Origin of the sequence: Drancourtella sp. An12 (assembly GCF_002160935.1) — a bacterium.
Taxonomy (GTDB): Bacteria; Bacillota; Clostridia; order Lachnospirales; family Lachnospiraceae; genus Sellimonas; species Sellimonas catena.
The window spans coordinates 85,140-103,991 of record NZ_NFLO01000003.1; the positions used below are offsets into that span (position 1 = coordinate 85,140).

The window sequence follows — 18,852 nt, forward strand, 5'->3', positions numbered from 1 at the left end:
AATTGATCATGTCTTATTTTGCTGCTTCTGAGATTTCCTGATGTTTTTCCAGTAAGTCTACTGTCAGTTTTTCCGGGAATACCTTTGGATAAGCAGATTTGTTGTCGGAATCTGTCTCTCCTTCATATACAGCAAGCGGGTATGTTTTCTGAAGTTCTTCTCTTCCTTTTTCAATGATGCACTGCGCCATCTCCATTGCCTTGTCTGCTTTGTCTCCGTTGTCTTTGTCGAGAACAGCTACGGACTCTGTCAAAGAGAAGTTTCCTTCTGTCGGGTCTACGTAGTCAATCGGAAGTCCTTCTTCTTTATCTGCTACCGCCTGATGTCTCAGACCAAATCCGACTGCCACTTCTCCGGCACGTACTTTTTTAAGCGGTGCAGAACCGGAATCTTCGATGTTGTCGCCTGCATTTGCGTAAATATCCGACAGAATATTCTGTGCTTCCTCCTCACCGTATTCGCTTACAAGTGCCTGAATCAGAAGCCATGCCGTAGAAGAGCTCTTAATATCTGTCACGGAAATCATGTCCTTGTACTGCGGATCTGCCAGATCCTTGATGCAGGTCGGTGTGTCCAGATTGTTTTCCTTTAAGAGTTCTGTATTGACAATGATCGCGCCTTCCTGTTTTGTAATCGGTGCGTAGAAATCAGAACTGTCATTTTCACTGAGTGTTGTATAGTCAAATGTCAGATCTTTAAACATGCTGTTCTGCTCCTGAGCACTGTCCAGGTAGAAAGAACTCATTGTCACCATGTCTGCTTCCAGATTCTTTCCTTCCGCGATCAGCTTTCCTCCCAGTTCGGATGTTCCGAATGTCTGGAATACATATTCGCCTTCATATCCATTATCATCCAGTGTTTTTTTCATGGCATCTACCGCCTCTTCATCAGCGTTGGAATAGATAATGATCTGATCCTCTGAAGATCCTGAAGCCGCATCTGATCCGGAACATCCGCCAAGCATTACGGAGCCGGCCATCAGACATGCCATAAACATTGCTGTCACACTTTTCATCTTCATAATTTTTTTCTCCTTTTTCACTTTAAATTCAGATTTTTTTCTATCTGAAAGGAGGACTAATACTCCCTTTATGCAAAGATTGGTCAAAAGGATCAGGGTGGACAGTACGAAAATTTCATTGAATTTCATAAAGTACTGTAATTCCTTGATCTTTGTCGTAATGACCATGGTTCTCGCTCCCGCGATGAAAATCACCGCGCTGACGGTTACCATTGCGTTCACAAAATAGTATCCGAACACTTCCAGAAGTGTAGATGACATATTCGGTGTGATAATTCTTATGAGGGTTTTCCCCCAGGAGTCGCCAAGCAGTTTCGCTGTCGCCTCCCAGGAGGTGTTCAGCTTCAGAAGCGCGTTCTTGATCATCAGGTATGGTGTAGAAAAATAATGGATCATGTTACAGATGATGATCAGTAAAAAAGTGTTCTGAAGCGATGTTCCTGAGAACACAAGCATATATGCAATACCGATAACCATTCCGGGAATGGTGTTGGTGATCAGGGCTGTGCTTTCTACCACCTGCTTTGCGGATCCTCTCAGGCTGCTCCGCGCGGAAGCAAGCGCACATCCGTAAGCAAGCAGGGTTCCGAAAATCGCCGTCATAAATGCTACAAACAATGAGTTTTTATATACTGCCGTCAATGTATTGTCGTTGAATACATCGCGGAAGTGATCCAGTGTAAACACTGCCTGATAAGGCCATTCCTGAATAAACGGCATGATGAAGATCACAGCAAAGACTGCAAATACACAGATCAGGATCACAGCCGATCCGACCGAGCAGAGGATGTCTCTTGTCTTGTTTTTCTTTAACCCGATTGCGGAGATCTTCGTATACCGGATGTTGTATCGTTCCAGGAATTTCAGAAGCAGGATGCTGACAATCGAAGGAATCAGCATGATCACGGCTACTACCGCTCCGTTGTTGAAATTCGGGATACTTCCAAGCATCTCATTGTAAAGTACGGTTGCAACAACTTCGTACTCTCCTCCCACGGATTCCGGAATACCGTAATCGGTAAAGCAGAGGAAAAAGCACTGTACAAAGGATGTTGCAAAGGTTCCAAGCAACGGACGGATGATCGTCTGCTGGAATGTTTTCAGCGGGGAGTCTCCCATGATTCTGGAGACAACCGTAAATTTCTTATCGATATATTCCATCGTATTGGACAGAAGCATAAAGGATACCGGAAGGGTGTAGATCACATATCCGATCACAAGTCCGTTAAATCCGTAGATATCAAACAGCTGTCTTCCAAAGAGCCTTGTCAGAAGTCCCTGTTTTCCGAAGGAATAGATAATGGCAAATCCGTATGTAATAGTCGGCAGAAGCATTGGAAGCTGTGCTGCCAGACGGATAAATTTCTTATATTTTCCAGGTGCATTTGTATAATGTACGGTGTACGCAAGTAAAAACGCAAGGAGTGTTGCCACCACCGCGCTGACGATGGATACTTCCAGGCTGTGCCGTACAGCCAGGCCGAATCCTCTCTGTGTCAGCATTTCACTGTAGTGTGCCAGGGAAAGTCCTGACTCACCTGCAAGAGACTGTTGAAACAGTACGATAACCGGGACAAACAGAAAGATCAAAAACAGAAGAAGCGCAATCCCGTAAATTCCTTTGATTTCTTTTTCTTTTATCTTCTTCATCTTTTACACCACCTGAAATCTCTTTGCTTCTGATTCACTGAACAGCATCATGATGTTGTTTCTCTTGATTTCGAGCTGTCTTAAAATGAAGTTCTTTACGAAATCTTCTTCCGGTGTATTGATAATATCTTCCGGTCTTCCGTACTGGGCGATCGTTCCCTGATTCATGATGACAACCTTGTCGGAAAGGGTGAGCGCTTCCTCCGGATCATGTGTGACTATAATGGTTGTCAGATGATATTCTCTTGCAATCTCCTTGATCTTGTCTTTGATGGATTCTTTGATCACGCCATCCAAAGCACTCAACGGCTCGTCAAGAAGCAGGATCTTCGGCTTCATTACCATGGTTCTCGCAAGAGCCACTCTCTGTTTTTGTCCGCCGGAAAGCTGTTCGATCTTCTTATCCAGATGGTCCTTCAGTCCCAGAAGATTGATCAGTCCATTGACTTCCTCCACCGTTACAATGTTTTTGTTATTGCGAAGGCCGTATGTAACATTCTGTTTCACATTCAGATTCGGGAAGAGCGCATAATCCTGGAATACAATATTGAATCCTCTCTCTTCCATTGGTACATTTAAAATATCTTCACCCTGAAAAATCAGTTCACCGGCATCTGCCTGTGTCAGTCCGAGGATGATATTTAAAAGTGTTGTTTTCCCGCATCCGGACGGTCCGAGAATCGATACAATCTCGCCATCCTCGATCTGCAGATTGATGTTTTTTAAAACATTCACTCCGTCAAATGATTTTTTGATATGCTTTAATTCCAGCATGTACAAATGCCCCTTTCTTTTATCCAGATTTTCTACATTTCATCGTTTTTTTCATCTTATAGCACTATAACTCTTTACGTTTTTTTGTTCCATCCGGCCTGCGTAAAGCTTTTGCAAAAATCACGTTACTGTCTTTTCAGGAAATGTAAAATTCATTTAACAAAAAAACATTGGGGACGGGTTCCTTTTCACCGGAACACGTCCCCAATGTTTATTGGAGTGGTTTTATTCGCCCGCCGTCTCAGGTTCGGGTTGTCTTCTAAAATTCTGTACAAAGTCAATTAAAAGTGATGAAAGCATCACTGTCACCACGGAAAACGCAATCCGGATGACCGGAATATAAGAAAGGGAAAGTCCCAGTACTACCAGATCCGTAAAAAGATAGGCTCTGGAAAGTCTCCACCCGGTTCCTCTGGAAATGGAAAGGGCAAGTGCATCGTCTCCGCCGCTTGATCCGCCCTGACGTACAATCAGGCCGACACCGATTCCTACAAAAACACCTCCCAGAAGCGCCGCCGCAAGCGGATAATCCGACAGATCCGGCAGCATGTAGGGAAACTGTTCCCACAGATCATAAAACAGAGACACAAATAAGGTGGAAATCACGGAAATCCTGATAAACTTTCCTCCAAGAAACCGGAATGCCAGAAGGTAGCAGCTCAGATCAAGGATCGGGGTTACAAGTCCTTTTGGAATATGAAACCATTTGTTTGCAAACAGTGTCATGCCAATGACACCTCCTTCAGTAATCCCGGTCTGTGAATGAATATTGTGGATACCGAAGGTACAGATTGCCGCTCCCACGGCAATCCATAACAACATCGGCACCGTAATTCCCTCAACCAGTCTTTGTACTGTTCATCTCATCTTATTCTTCAACATCATAAAACCTCCTTTATGTTTATCTTAAACTCTGGTACTATCCCAGAGTCAAGACATTTTCACAAAAAGGAGGTCTTTTTTATGCTCTCTGCTTTACGCCCGACGTGTCACGCTTTCCTGTTTTCAGACGGTTCAGCGAAATTTCTTTTTCCTTATATACTGCTTTGGTCTCAGTTCCTTCTGCAAAAACATAGGCGCTTTCCACAGCGTCCTTCTTCTGAAGCCTGATTCCCCGGATTCCGAGGGCTCCCTTTTTCTTCTCGGATACATCTTCCGCCGGGAATTTGAGGAAGTAGCCGTTTTCTGTCTGAAGCACGGCAAAATCCTGCCCGTTCATCGGAAGCACAGCTCGTACTTCATCACCTTCCTGAAGCTTGGTCGCCGCGGTTGTCCGCTTGGAAACAAGGAATTCCGATCCTGCCACCCGTTTGACAAGTCCGTCCTTTGTAGCAAACAGAAGGAATTCTCCTTCCAGATCCGCTTCATTCATCAAGGCAACGATATGTTCCCCTGTGCTGTCATAATTACTGATATTGTCCACCGGCAGTCCCTTGTCCCGGAATTTGCCATGCGGGATATCCAGTACCTTGATCTGGTGCATCCGTCCTTCAGCAGTAAACAGACAGAGCTTTCCGGTATTCATGCAGCGGATAATATAGCGGCTTTCTGCGTCCGCCGCCTCCTGGTTCCGCTCGTAAACAGACGGATCCACCGTCCTTGCATATCCGAAACGGTCCACCAGACAGATCACTTCCTGCTCCTCGATCTTTTTCTCCTCGTAAACTGCTTCCTCTGCATTTTCAAGGAGGGTGCGGCGCTTCACCGCATATTCTTTCTTCAGCTTATTCAGATCATCAATGATGACAGCCGACATTTCATCGTAGTCATTTAAGATCTTCTCATAACGCTCGATCTTACGGATTGTTTCTTCATGCTCTTTCTGAAGCGCTTCGATCTCCAGACCGATCAGCCGGTAGAGACGCATCTCCAGAATGGCCGTTGCCTGCCGCTCTGTAAAGGAAAGAAGCTTTGCCATCTTCTCTGAAGTTTTGCTTTTAAATGTAATCTCATCGGTGATTCCGTACATCAGACAGGCCCTGGCGTCCTTGACCGAACGGCTTCCCCGCAGGATCTCGATAATCAGGTCAATCACATCACAGGCCTTGATGAGACCTTCCTGTACCTCACGTTTTTCCTGCTCTTTTGCAAGCAGTGTCCGGTATTTCCTTGTAGTAATCTCGAACTGAAAATCCACATGATATTCAATGATCTTTTTCAGCCCCATCGTCTCCGGCTTTCCGTCCGCCACCGCCAGCATGTTGACGCCGAACGTATCCTCCAGTTTCGTCTTCTTGTAAAGCATGTTCGTCAGATTTTCCACATCGGCATCCTTTTTCAGGTCGATGACGATACGGATTCCCTCTTTGGAGGACTGGTTGGAAATATCCACAATGTCCGATGTCTTCTTCGTCTCCACAAGGGCGCAGACATCATTTAAAAATTTACCGATTCCGCTTCCGATCATCGTGTATGGAATCTCCGTGATGACAAGACGCTTTTTCCCGCCTTTTAGGTCTTCAATCTCCACTTTTCCACGCAGCTTGATCTTCCCGCTTCCGGTCTCGTAGATCTGCAGCAGGTCGTCCTGATTGACCACGATGCCGCCCGTCGGGAAATCCGGGCCTTTCAGATATTTCATCAGCTGCCTGGTGCTGATGGCATTGTTCTTCATGTATGCTTTCACCGCGTCGATGACTTCCCCCAGATTGTGGGTCGGGATGCTTGTCGCCATACCGACTGCGATTCCTTCCGCTCCATTGACAAGAAGATTCGGGAAACGGACCGGAAGAACTTCCGGCTCTTTTTCCGTCTCGTCAAAGTTCGGAACGAAGTTGACAATGTCCTTGTCCAGATCCGCAAGAAACGCTTCCTGGGTCACCTTCGCAAGTCTTGCCTCGGTGTAACGCATGGCCGCAGCCCCGTCCCCTTCGATGGAACCGAAGTTTCCGTGGCCGTCCACCATCACCATGCCCTTTTTGAAATCCTGTGCCATCACGACAAGAGCCTCATAAATGGAACTGTCGCCGTGAGGATGGTATTTACCCATCGTGTCCCCGACAATACGCGCGCACTTTCTGTACGGTCTGTCATACCGGATTCCCAGTTCGTACATATCATAAAGGGTACGTCTCTGGACCGGCTTCAGGCCGTCCCTGACGTCCGGCAGGGCACGGGAAACGATGACGCTCATCGCATAATCAATATATGATTTTTTCATGACATCCGAATATTCGGTCCGGATGATCTGTTCACTTTCATTCTGACTCATGTATCTTCCTCATTTCTAATGGTAACTGTCCGTTTCCTGCTAAATATCCAGCTCTGCCTCTCTGGCATTCTCGTAGATAAACGTCCGTCTCGGCGGTACTTCGGTACCCATCAGCATCTCTGTCACGCTGGAAGCCATCCGGGCGTCTTCGATCTCCACCTGTTTTAAAATCCGGGTCTTCGGATCCAGTGTCGTCTCCCAGAGCTGCTGGGCATCCATCTCTCCCAGACCTTTGTATCTCTGGAGCGTGAACGGCCCTTTGTGCTTCTTCCGGTACTCTTCCAGAGCCCGGTCATCGTAGAGGTATTCCTCCTTGCCGCTTTTTGGCATGGCCTTATAAAGAGGCGGCATGGCAATATAGACATGTCCCTCAAAAATAAGCTCCGGCATAAAGCGGTAAAACAAGGTCAGGAGCAACGTGGAAATATGCGCTCCGTCCACGTCCGCATCGGCCATGATGATAATCTTATCGTACCGCAGCCTGCTGATATCAAAATCATTTCCGTATCCTTCGGAAAATCCGCAGCCAAAGGCATTGATCATTGTCTTGATCTCCGCGTTTGCCAGCACTTTATCGATACTTGCCTTCTCTACATTTAAAATCTTTCCGCGGATCGGAAGGATCGCCTGGTACATCCGGTCTCTCGCCGTCTTGGCAGAACCGCCTGCGGAGTCTCCCTCCACGATAAAGATCTCACATTTTTTCGGATCCCTGCATTCGCAGTTTGCGAGTTTTCCGTTGCTGTCAAAAGAATACTTCTGCTTTGTCAGCAGGTTTGTCTTTGCCTTTTCCTCCGTTTTCCGGATCTTTGCCGCCTTCTCCGCACAGGACAGCACTTTCTTTAAGACATCCAGATTCCGGTCAAAGTAACGCACGATTTCATCGTTTGTCACCTTGCTTGTGGCCTTGGCTGCATCCTGGTTGTCCAGTTTCGTCTTTGTCTGCCCCTCAAATCTAGGATCCGGGTGCTTGACAGAGACAATCGCCGTCATCCCGTTCCGGATGTCCGCGCCGGTAAAGTTGGCATCCTTGTCCTTCAGAATTCCAAGCTCCCTTGCGTACTGGTTCATCACTGTCGTAAAGGTGGACTTAAAGCCTGTCAGATGAGTTCCTCCTTCTGCATTATAGATATTGTTGCAGAATCCAAGAATGTTCTCATGAAACTCATTGACATACTGAAAAACCGCCTCCACCTCGATGCCCTCGGCCTCCCCTTTGAAGTAGACCGGGTCGTGAACCGGCTCGCTCTTGGAATTCAGATCCTTGATAAACCCGATCAGTCCGTCCGGCTCATGGTAGGTAATCTGCTCTTCCGGCTCTTTTCTCTTATCTGTAAAATGAATCGTCAGTTCCGGATTCAGATATGCAGTCTCGTGAAGCCTGCTCTTGATCTCCTCCTCCCGGAATCTTGTCTTTTCAAAAATCTCGCCGTCCGGGAGAAAATTAATGGTCGTCCCTGTCTTTTTCGTCTTTCCGATCACCGGAAGAAGCCCGTTTTCCAGTTCCACCACCGGAATTCCCCGCTCATATCGGTCATGGTGAATGGCCCCGTCACGGCTGATCTTCACATCCATATATTCGGAAAGGGCATTGACTACGGAAGAGCCCACACCGTGGAGCCCGCCGCTTGTCTTGTAGACAGAATCGTCAAACTTTCCCCCTGCGTGCAGTGTTGTATAGACAATACGCGCCGCCGATACGCCTTTTTGATGCATTCCAACCGGCACGCCGCGCCCGTCATCGGAGACTGTTGCGGAGCCGTCTTTTTCCAGCGTCACTTCTATATTCATGCAAAATCCGGCCAGATGTTCATCCACGGAATTGTCCACGATCTCGTATACCAGATGATTCAGCCCCTTTGTACCTACACTTCCGATATACATGCCGGGACGCTTCCGGACTGCCTCCAGACCTTCCAGTACCGCGATACTGTCCGCATCGTATGTCGTATGTTTCGCCATCGTATTCTTCCTTTCTTCCTTCTGATTATTCGTATCTTTCAAAAAATCCATTACTTTCAACAGTTTACCACAATCGAACATACGATTCAAGAAATTAAATTTTACCCGTTCAGCACACGGTTTAAGGACTCTGCCAGCGGCTCCATGGCATTTTTCATCTCCTGCACCGTGTTCGTCTGGGCTCCCGCTTCCACGAGAAGCATCTTCGGGACAAGCTGCATATTATAGCGGTATCCTTTCAGATAGATATTTCTCGTAAATCCCGGATAATGCTCATCGGCATCCAGCTTCATCTGAAGGGAGAACGCCAGGTTATCCTGAATATACGGATTGTTGAAATACTGGATATCTCCGTTTGCCCTCGTCCGGCACAGGCCGTTGAAGAACATGATCTTTGCCGTCTGCTTTCCATTCACTTCCGTCACCAGGTGGGTCGTTTCGGCAACTCCGTCTCTATGTAGGTCAATGACCACCTCGATGGATGGATTTTCAGCCAGAATCTTTTCCGCCGCGGCTCCGGAGAGCTCATAGGCTTCGCTTCGGTCCAGTTTCCCATTGATGATATCGTAGACACCCCGGTCGTGGATCGTCGGAATATGGTAAGTATTGTTCAGAAGATCCGTCAGGTAATCTCCGATTCCCACGATGGAAGTGGAATCATCCCCCGGAACCGAATCTACAAACGTTTCCTGCGAGTGCGTGTGATAGATCAGAATTTTCGGCCCGTTGTCCTTATTCTCAAATTTCATGTTTTTCGCAAGCAGCGTTTCCGCATTCAACTCTTCCGGGCTGGTCATCGTCGTACTGTCAATCGTATAAAAATGACTGGTCAGATACTCATAGTCCTTCAGCTTCTCCCGGTCGATGGTCCCCTGAATCTGCGTTTCATGAGGTTTTTCCGTCGTGGTATCCTGATTCTGTTCAATCAGCTTTCCATTTTCATCTACCACGTTCTCATCTTCCGCCTCCTTTTTCAAAAGCATCTCATACGTTTCCGAGTCCTCGATTTCCGTCTCGCTTACTTCATTCGCTTTTACATAGTTTCCGAGGGGCGTCATCTGCATCGCCTGCCTGGCCACCCACTCACCGACCGTTCCTTCCGGCTGATCGTTCACCCGGACAAGGGCGGGGAAATACATTGCCTCCGCCCCTTTTTGAATAGTCCTCCCGATTTCTGCCCGGATAAACTCTGCCGAACTTTCATAACCTCCCAGAATAATATATCCGCCAAGCACACTCACCACACCTCCGATCAGGAGATGCCTAAGGTGTATGTTTCCACTCAAATGCCTCACTCTACTTTCTTACCATATCAGGATTTTCATGTCTTAACACTATATGCCTTTTTCTTCGTGATTATGTGCCTGTCCTGTCATTTCGCCGCTCTCCTCATTCCTGGAGAATAACAGATTCAGGCCCTCCGATATGGTGAAGCTGATCCGCTTTACCGTATCATCGATGTCTTTTGGCGTGACAAACATACCGTTGAGATGAGGGGAAATCAGCTGTCTGACCAATTCATATTTCTCGGCCGCATGATACCCCTGCAGCACCACACCGACTCCCTTGAGCGCCTCGGAATGTTCCATCTCTTTCATCAGGTTTTCCATCGCATCATTTACGATGGTAGCAGCGTCCACAACCGTTGGTACACCGATGGCAATCACCGGGATACCGATACTGTCTTCGGTAATGGCATTGCGGTGGTTTCCGACGCCGGAGCCCGGACTGATCCCCGTATCCGCAATCTGGATTGTCCGGTTCAGACGTTTGGAATTTCTGGCCGCCAGCGCATCCACCACAAGGATTACATCCGGCTTCGTCTCTGCCACAACGCCACGGACGATCTCTGCGGTTTCCATGCCGGTCTGTGCCATTACCCCCGGGACAAGAGCGCTTACCAGGGTCACTTCATCCTCGCCCATCGCGTACTTTCCATATTCCCGGACAATGTGCCTCGTAATATTCAGATTGTCCGCCACATACGGTCCCAGAGCGTCCGGCGTCACCTCCCGGTTCCCCAGTCCCACCATCAGGATCGAAATGTCCTCATCCTTGCTTCTTTTTTTCCATTTTCCCTTCAGAAGTTTCTCCACACACTCTGCGATCTTTACAGAAACTTCCCTGTGATACCCCTCATCCGGTACGGCAAGATTCGGTGCCTCCATTGTAATATATGTTCCAACAGGCTTTCCCATCGTTTTTGCTCCGTTCTCTGTCTTGATCTTTACCGTCGTAGTCCTGATTTCCCGTTCCTCGTCATACTCCTCTTCCAGAACGACGCCCTGAACTTCCACATTTTCTTCTTCAAATCGCTCTTTCTCCTCCAAAGCCAGATCGGTCCGGATACTATACTTCTCAACCATGATAAAACCTCGCTTTTTTTCATTTAAACACTAGTTTCTCAAAAAAAAGCCGAAATATGTATTGACAGAAATTATTTATTGACATAAAATAAATGAGTATGCTTCGTCAGATCGTTCCGTGTCCGGCTCTGACGATGAACAAGAAATGAATTTACCAGAGTTGGAGGTGTAGGTCATGGCTAACATTAAATCCGCAAAGAAAAGAATTTTAGTTGCTGAGACAAGAACTGCAAGAAATAAGGCGATCAAATCTAAAGTGAAAACTTGCGTGAAGAAAGTTGAGACAGCTGTTGCTAACAAAGACGCTGCTGCTGCAAAAGAAGCACTCAGCGTAGCAATCTCTGAGATCAACAAGGCTGGAAGCAAAGGTGTTTACCACAAAAACACTTGCGCAAGAAAAGTTTCCCGCCTTACAAAAGCTGTAAACTCTATCGCTTAATTTATAGAAACAAAAAGCAAAAGACATCCTGAAACCGTCAGAGGATGTCTTTTTTATTTGTTGTTTCTCTTTGCTCAAAGGTATCTCTGTTTTTTTATTCTGCCGGAACATCTCTGATCACATTGCAGTCTCGGATCAGGATGCCAAGCGTCACTGCCAGCAGCACGCCTCCTGCCAGTAACACAAGACTTAACATCCAGGCATACGAAGCCTGATCTCCCACAAAGCTTCTGAATCCACAGACTGCTGTATAAATCAGGAACAACATCTGCCATACGGCGAAGCGTTTTGATTTCTGCTCCTGCTCCGGATCATCCCTGGCAGCGGCACAGACTGCCAATGTTGCCATAACGAGATAAAACAGCTGCGCCAGGAGCCCCGCCCATCTCCAGGGTCCTGTCTCATAGGTGCCTGTAAACCGAACCATTGCCGTTCCAATTCCTGCAATCCAGGCATACCGGAACCTCTGATCTCCCGTCTGTCGGTAGAGCTCTTCCAATCCCCGTATAAGGCACACAAGTCCCACCAGAGTTCCAATTTCGATTTCATAAATCCGGATACTGACCAGAAGCAGAAGAGTCCCTGCCATGATCTCATACTTCCACTTTTTCATCTATTTCACTCCCTCTTCCCTTTTCTTTCATTGTATCATATAGTCTTTATCATGTGAAACAGCAAAAAGAAAGCCGATACCGGGAAACATGTGTCCCAATATCGACTCTCCATATAGCATTATTCGTGCATCAAAAATTAGTTGTTGATCAGTTTGTCGTCTTCAGCCCAGCTGTAGAGTTTTCTTAATTCTGCTCCAACTACTTCTGACTCATGCTGAGCGCCTTTTGCTCTCATAGCGTGGAAGTGCGGTGCACCGATCTTGTTTTCTAACAGCCAGTCTTTTGCGAATGTTCCGTCCTGGATGTCTGAGAGGATCTTCTTCATTGCTTTCTTTGTATCTTCTGTGATGATCTTTGGTCCTGTGATGTAATCACCGTATTCTGCTGTGTTGGAGATAGAGTATCTCATTCCTGCGAAACCGCTCTGATAGATCAGGTCAACGATCAGTTTCATCTCATGGATACATTCAAAGTATGCATTTTCTGCCGGATATCCTGCTTCAACAAGAGTTTCAAATCCAGCCTGCATCAGTGCAGATACACCGCCGCAGAGAACTGCCTGCTCACCGAAAAGGTCTGTCTCTGTCTCAATCTGGAATGTACTTGTCAGAAGACCTGCTCTTGCACATCCGATTGCTGCACCATAGGCAAGTGCCAGATCCAGTGCTCTTCCGGATGCATCCTGCTCTACACATACGAGAGCCGGAACGCCCTGTCCGTCTACATATGTACTTCTTACTGTATGTCCAGGCGCTTTCGGAGCAATCATAGTTACGTCCACGCCTGCCGGTGGTTTGATCTGTCCAAAGTGGATTGCGAATCCATGAGCGAACATCAGCATCTTACCTTCTGTCAGATTTGGCTCGATGTCTTTTTTGTACATGTCGGCCTGTAACTCGTCGTTGATCAGGATCATGATAATATCAGCCCATTTTGCAGCCTCCTGGTTTGTCATGACTTTGAGTCCCTGTGCCTCTGCCTTTGCTTTGGACTTGCTTCCTTCGTAAAGTCCGACTACAACATCACATCCGGATTCTTTTAAGTTCAGGGCATGTGCATGTCCCTGGCTTCCATATCCGATGATGGCAATCTTTTTTCCCTCCAGCAATGCTAAATTACAGTCTTCCTGATAATAGATTTTTGGTTTGTTCATTGTTACTCTACCTCCTGATTTTCTGATATAATCGTCAAAGGGATCATCCCTTCAGCTGCTGATTAGTCCAGACCGTTTTCCTCGGCCCGTTTTCTCAGAATCTCCTCTGCATCCGCAATATCTTTATTTCCTCTGGAAAGTCCGGTGATTCCGGTCCGCGCAAGTTCTAGAATCTCGTAGCCGTCAAGCAGATTCAAAAACGCGTCCAGTTTAGACTGTGCTCCGGTAAGCTCTATAATCAGAGATTCTTTCTCCACATCGATGATCTTCGCACGGAACACATCCGCGATCGCGATAATACCCGGCCGAAGCGTCGCATCTGCCTTGATCTTTACAAGAATAAGCTCTCTGTAAACCGCTTCCTCATCATTGAGAAGCTTAATCTCCAGTACATCTTCCAGCTTCCGAACCTGCTTTTCGATCTGAGAGAGAATCCTCTCATCCCCGCTTGCCACAACCGTGATCCTTGTAAAACGCGGATCCGCTGTCACACCTGCCGTAATGCTGTCAATACTGAACCCTCTTCTGCTGAAAAGTCCTGCAATACGGCTCAGCACTCCCGGTGTATTATCCACCAATAAAGAATAAACCTGCTTTCTCATACAACCTACCTCTACTTTCTTTTCTAAAAACAGAGTGCGTTCTGTTTTTTTATTGTAACAATGAATCATCCTTTTGTCAAGTAAAGCATTAAATCTTTTTTCTTTTCTGTTTCTTACTGTGCGTTCTGTTCTGCAATCCGCTCGGCCAGATCGTTGAGATAGACCCACCGTTCCATTTTTTCTTCCAGTTCTTTTTCTGTTTTATCTTTTTCCCGGGTCAATTCTGTCAGTTTCATAGAATTGGTGGCATTCGCCATCATATCCTGATCCAGTTTTTCAAGCTTTGCTTCCAGAGATGATATTTCATCATCAATCCCCTCATACTCTTTTTGCTCTTTGTAAGTAAATTTCAGTTTTGCCTGACGGGGCTTCTTCCAGTCTCCCGCTTCGTTTTTCCTTGATTTCTCCGCCTCTTCCGTCTCTTTTCTCTGTTCACCTCTGGCATTCAGATAATCGGTGTATCCTCCTTCGTACTGTGTTACATCCCCGTTTCCGTCCAGTTCGAAAATCCGGTCCACAACATTATCGAGGAAATAGCGGTCATGGGATACGGCCACGACAATCCCCTCAAAAGAATTCAGATAATCTTCCAGAATGGTCACCGTTGCAATATCCAGATCATTGGACGGTTCATCAAGCAGAAGGACATTCGCTCCCTGCATCAGAACACTCAGAAGATAAAGGCGGCGTTTTTCTCCTCCGGACAGTTTTTCCACCGGCGTGTACTGCATCTCCGGCGTGAAAAGGAATCGCTCCAGCATTGCCGATGCGCTGATCTTTCCTTCTTCCGTCTGGACATATTCTCCGAAGTCCTTGATATAATCGATCACCCGGACACTGTTATCCATATCCGGCACTTCCTGGGCGAAATAAACGATCCGGATCGTCTCCCCGATTTCAATCTCTCCCTCATCCGGAGCAATCTGCCCCGCCATCATTTTCAGCAGTGTGGACTTTCCGCAGCCGTTCGGTCCGATAATGCCAAGCCTCTGGTCTCTCAGAACAATGTAGTCCAGATCCCGGATCAGGTTCCTCTCCCCATATCCTTTTGAAATATGGTGAAGTTCGATGGTTTTCTTTCCCATCCTGGTACTGATCTTTGCAACATCCACACTCTTTTCCGCCTCCGGCACTTTTCCGTTTTTCAGTGCCTCCAGCCGTTCCAGTCTCGCTCTCTGCTTTGTACTTCTTGCACGGCATCCCCGCTTTGCCCATTCCAGCTCCATACGGAGCACACTTTTACGCTTTCTCTCAGATGCAAGTTCCATCTCTTCTCTTTGGGCTTTCAGTTCCAGAAATCCGGAATAACCGGCCTCATATCCATAGATTTTTCCATTATCCACTTCCAGAATCCGGTTCGTCACACGGTCCAGAAAATAACGGTCATGGGTTACCATCAGTACAACACCCCGGTAATTTCTCAGGTGGTCTTCCAGCCAGATAATCATTCCCTCATCCAGATGGTTGGTCGGCTCGTCCAGAAGCAGAATATCCACATCTTCGGCCAGCACTTTCGCCAGCGCCACCTTTCGCCTCTGTCCGCCGGAAAGGTCTGCCATCTTTGCCGTATAGTCCAGAATTCCAAGCTTCGTCAGATTGCTCTGCACCTTCCAGTCCGTATCCGGATTTCCGTCCAGTGCATATCCGGCAATATCCGAATCCGCGCAAAACACCGGATTCTGCAGAAGATAGGCAGCCTTTTTCCCATTCTGCCGGATAATCTGTCCTTCATCCGGCTCCTCCTCTCCGGCAATCATCTTCAGAAGGGTGGATTTTCCGGTACCGTTAATTCCGACAATCCCTATTTTGTCTCCTTCCTGTACCCCAAAAGAGGCATCTTCAAAAAGAAACTTATCGCCAAATCGTTTTGTAATGTGTTCTATATTTATGATATTCATCTCTTTGCTGCTCCTGTCTTCTTCGATTTCATTCTTTCTGTATCCGATCATACTACCAGATATGATAAGGGATTTTTCCATTTGCGTCAATGCACGGAAAAAGACTGCTGTTGAAATCGCACAGCAGTCTTTATTCTTTAATAGCCAAGTTTGGGAAGAATATTTTTCGGTTCGTCATAAATCAGCAGATCTGCTTTTTCATCCATCAGCGTCTCTTCATTGTGAATCAAGACGATCTTGCTTCCCTCAAAGCATTTAATATAGTTATGGAATACTTCCGAACTAAGCGATGTGCCCAGCAGAAGCAGTACATCACTCTTTTCAATCTCTTCCAGTGTTCTGGAAAGCTTTTCGCTGTCAAGCATCTCTCCAAAAAACGACACATCCGGACGGATCACGCCTCCGCACACTTCACAGTACGGAACTTTCTTTGCCTGTCTGATATAATCAACAGAATATGTTTTTCCGCATCTCTGGCAATGATTGTGATAAACACTTCCATGAAGATTGATCACGTTTTTACATCCGCTCCGTTCACTTAACTCATAGATATTGCTTGAAATAATACATTTCAGCTTTCCTGCCCGCTCCATTGCCGCAAGAGCATAGGTAGATGCCGACGGCTCCAGATCTGCAAGGATCTCGTGTTTATAAAAATCGTAAAACATTTCTGTCCGTGTATTAAAAAAGGCGTCCGTGTAAAGGTATTCCGGAGATCGTCCGTACCTTTCCTCAATCCGGTAAGCACGTTCCTGATCCTTGAGCGGATAAATTCCGCACTCTTCCATCATCCCGGAACCGCATAATGCGACAATATACTGCCCTCTGTCGATAATCTCCCTCAATGTGTCCAGCTTGTTTAACTCCTGCATGGCAATCCTCTCCTTTTGGACTCTGCCCTTTTTCAAGGGCCGAAACCCTTTTTATTTATTATACTATGCAGGTTTTCCGTGGACAAGGGACATCTTTTGTGTTGTGTTATATTTTTTATTTATCCCAGATCCGGTGTATCCATGAGACAGATTGTCTCAACTGATTTTCCGTCCGTCTCAAACAGAATGATTTCATTGGTTCCTTCTCTCAACAGCGGTCCCGGAATATAAAGACGTCTCTGCGGGCCGGCCTCCCAGAATCTTCCGATGTTTTTACCATTTACAAACACGCATCCTTTTCCGAATCCGGTCACGTCAAGGAATGTATCTCCCGTCTCCCCGGCATCAAATGTAAATTTGTAGAATGCAGGCAGCCCTTCTTCATAATCTCTTGCGAAATCCACCTTTGAGATGTCCTCAAGCGGAAGCGGATACATATCCCATCCCATATGGAACGTTCCATTGACCAGAACCCCATGGGTAATTCCTTTTTTCTGTAATTCAATTTCCGGTCCGTAATTGACCCTTCCCATATTTTCCATCAGAATATCAAGATTTCCCTGTTCATTTTCCAGTTCAAATCCAGTCGTTCTGTCCATCTCATAATCATTACGGATATCTACCTGTTTTCCATCCGCAAAGAGAATTGCACGGTCTGCTCCGCCACGGATTTCGCAGGAACGAATCTCTTTTCCTCTGGTAATTGTACTTCTGTAGAGAACATAGCCATAATTTTGTCCAAGTTCCTCCATGGACAACGGCATGGCCTCTCTGACCGGGGTACTTAATGTATCCAGCGTATCAAAAAGTCCTGCTTTTTCCTGTACCTGCAATGTTCCATATGATTTTCTTGTAATTGGAGTTGTAAACTCCACTTCCGGAATCTCACGGAATTTGGAAATCACTTTCTGGAATTCCAGATACTTCTCTGTAATCTGGCCATCCTCGCTTAATGGAGCATCGTAATCGTAGGATGTCACATCCGGAAGAAGCTTTCCATCATAATTAGAACCATTCATAAACCCAAAGTTTGTTCCACCATGGAACATGTAGAAGTTCACATGTCCCCGATTCAGCATATCCTCCAGGGATTTTCTATGGTCCTCAAGACCTACAACTTTATGTTCTCCCTGTCCCCAGTGATCGAACCAGCCATCCCAGAATTCCATACACATCAGCGGCTGATTTCCAATGACACTTTCCAACTCGTCAAATCTCTCCGAACCTTTGGAACCGAAATTTGCAGTCTGCCAGACATCTTCAACGCCTCCGTCAGCCAGCATATGATCATCTGTGCCATCCGAAGTCACAAATGGTATTTCAATTCCTCGTTCTACCATCATTGTTTTCAATGCGTTCAGATATTCTTTATCATTTCCATAAGAACCATATTCGTTCTCGATCTGAAGCATCAGTACCGGACCGCCCTTTGTGAACTGATACGGCACAATCATCGGAATCAGTTTGTCATAATAACGCTCTACGCAGTCCAGATATACTTTGTTATTGCAGCGAAGCCGGATTCCCGGTTTCGTTAAAAGCCATGCCGGGAATCCGCCGAACTCCCACTCTGCGCAGATATACGGAGACGGTCTTAAAATCACATATAACCCCAGCTCCTGTGCCAGTTCCATGAATCTGCAAAGATCATATTCTCCTTCAAAGTGAAACTCCCCTTCGTACGGCTCGTGGACATTCCACGCCACATAGGTTTCCACCGTATTACAGCCCATGGCCTTTAATTTTTCCAAACGGTCTCTCCAGTATTCCGGAACTACCCGGAAATAATGGATACTTCCTGAAATGATCTGCAGTTTTTCTCCGTTAACATAAATCTCATCTTTTATTTCTATTCTGTTCTCCATTTTTAATCTCCTGCTTAAATTTGTTTCCGGGTTTCTCTTTATGAAAAGAAAGAAGCATCCCCGTTTGATGCTTCTTTCTTTTTCCCTTTTATCCTCTCTGTCACTATGCCATATATTCTTCCAGAAGTGTCATGTCGACCGAATCACTGTCATGAATGATCAGCTTGACAGATTTGGATAAATCCATACTAAGGATCCCCAAAAAGGATTTCGCATCAATCGTGGCTCTCCCCTGAACCAGATCGAAATCCCCCTCCAGTTTTCTCAGAACTCCATTCAGTCCTTTTGCTTTCTCCACTGAACCAATATTCACATATACCTCTCTCATTGTTTTTCTCCTGCCTTATGTGCATATTTTTCTTATCAGACAGCTCCTTATTATACTCGTTTTTCCACGATTTTGAAAGCCTTTTTTTGAAAAATTC

15 protein-coding genes are annotated in these 18,852 nt (G+C 46.4%); 1 reads left to right on the forward strand and 14 read right to left on the reverse strand.

What is annotated here, in order from left to right:
- Positions 1-13: 13 nt before the first annotated feature.
- The 7 genes from B5E64_RS04495 to gpr all read right to left on the reverse strand — a co-directional run bounded on the left by B5E64_RS04495 (position 14) and on the right by gpr (position 10,984).
- Entirely contained in the window at positions 14-2,671 is a 2,658-nt protein-coding gene (locus B5E64_RS04495; RefSeq protein WP_087167339.1) for an extracellular solute-binding protein, read from the reverse strand.
- 3 nt (positions 2,672-2,674) lie between these two features.
- Entirely contained in the window at positions 2,675-3,445 is a 771-nt protein-coding gene (locus B5E64_RS04500; protein WP_087167340.1) for an ABC transporter ATP-binding protein, read from the reverse strand.
- A 225-nt stretch (positions 3,446-3,670) separates the two neighbouring features.
- Positions 3,671-4,267 carry a YitT family protein gene (locus tag B5E64_RS04505; protein ID WP_087167515.1) on the reverse strand — a complete coding sequence of 199 codons (597 nt, stop codon included), beginning with the start codon at positions 4,265-4,267 and terminating at the stop codon, positions 3,671-3,673.
- Between the two features lie 139 nt (positions 4,268-4,406).
- Positions 4,407-6,656 (reverse strand): DNA topoisomerase (ATP-hydrolyzing), encoded by a 2,250-nt coding sequence (locus tag B5E64_RS04510; RefSeq protein WP_087167341.1) that lies wholly within the window; start codon positions 6,654-6,656, stop codon positions 4,407-4,409.
- Positions 6,657-6,695: 39 nt separating this feature from the next.
- Entirely contained in the window at positions 6,696-8,618 is a 1,923-nt protein-coding gene (locus B5E64_RS04515) for a DNA gyrase subunit B (RefSeq protein ID WP_087167516.1), read from the reverse strand.
- A gap of 101 nt (positions 8,619-8,719) precedes the next feature.
- Positions 8,720-9,904 carry a stage II sporulation protein P gene (gene spoIIP / locus B5E64_RS04520; protein ID WP_242960087.1) on the reverse strand — a complete coding sequence of 395 codons (1,185 nt, stop codon included), beginning with the start codon at positions 9,902-9,904 and terminating at the stop codon, positions 8,720-8,722.
- Between the two features lie 48 nt (positions 9,905-9,952).
- Positions 9,953-10,984: a GPR endopeptidase gene (gpr, locus tag B5E64_RS04525; protein ID WP_087167342.1), complete on the reverse strand. Its 1,032-nt coding sequence runs from the start codon at positions 10,982-10,984 to the stop codon at positions 9,953-9,955.
- Between the two features lie 175 nt (positions 10,985-11,159).
- On the opposite strand from gpr, the gene rpsT reads away from it, so the two are divergent.
- Complete coding sequence (gene rpsT / locus B5E64_RS04530) at positions 11,160-11,423, forward strand: 30S ribosomal protein S20 (protein WP_087167343.1); 264 nt, start codon at positions 11,160-11,162, stop codon at positions 11,421-11,423.
- A 94-nt stretch (positions 11,424-11,517) separates the two neighbouring features.
- Here rpsT and B5E64_RS04535 read toward each other — a convergent pair whose 3' ends face one another.
- From B5E64_RS04535 to B5E64_RS04565, 7 genes are all read right to left on the reverse strand, one after another.
- The gene (locus B5E64_RS04535; protein WP_087167344.1) at positions 11,518-12,036 is read right to left on the reverse strand and encodes a hypothetical protein; all 519 of its coding nucleotides are present in this window, start codon (positions 12,034-12,036) and stop codon (positions 11,518-11,520) included.
- Between the two features lie 137 nt (positions 12,037-12,173).
- Positions 12,174-13,190 (reverse strand): ketol-acid reductoisomerase, encoded by a 1,017-nt coding sequence (ilvC, locus tag B5E64_RS04540; RefSeq protein ID WP_087167345.1) that lies wholly within the window; start codon positions 13,188-13,190, stop codon positions 12,174-12,176.
- A 62-nt stretch (positions 13,191-13,252) separates the two neighbouring features.
- Positions 13,253-13,792: an acetolactate synthase small subunit gene (ilvN, locus tag B5E64_RS04545; RefSeq protein WP_087167346.1), complete on the reverse strand. Its 540-nt coding sequence runs from the start codon at positions 13,790-13,792 to the stop codon at positions 13,253-13,255.
- Positions 13,793-13,905: 113 nt separating this feature from the next.
- On the reverse strand, positions 13,906-15,690 hold the full coding sequence (locus tag B5E64_RS04550; RefSeq protein WP_087167518.1) for an ABC-F family ATP-binding cassette domain-containing protein: 1,785 nt from the start codon (positions 15,688-15,690) through the stop codon (positions 13,906-13,908).
- A 137-nt stretch (positions 15,691-15,827) separates the two neighbouring features.
- A complete protein-coding gene (locus B5E64_RS04555) occupies positions 15,828-16,562 on the reverse strand; it encodes a Sir2 family NAD-dependent protein deacetylase (RefSeq protein ID WP_087167347.1) in 735 nt (244 codons plus the stop codon).
- Between the two features lie 119 nt (positions 16,563-16,681).
- Positions 16,682-18,427, reverse strand: a complete 1,746-nt coding sequence (locus B5E64_RS04560) for a beta-galactosidase family protein (RefSeq protein ID WP_087167348.1) — start codon at positions 18,425-18,427, stop codon at positions 16,682-16,684.
- Positions 18,428-18,530: 103 nt separating this feature from the next.
- A complete protein-coding gene (locus B5E64_RS04565) occupies positions 18,531-18,755 on the reverse strand; it encodes a hypothetical protein (RefSeq protein ID WP_087167349.1) in 225 nt (74 codons plus the stop codon).
- Between the last annotated feature and the right edge of the window lie 97 nt (positions 18,756-18,852).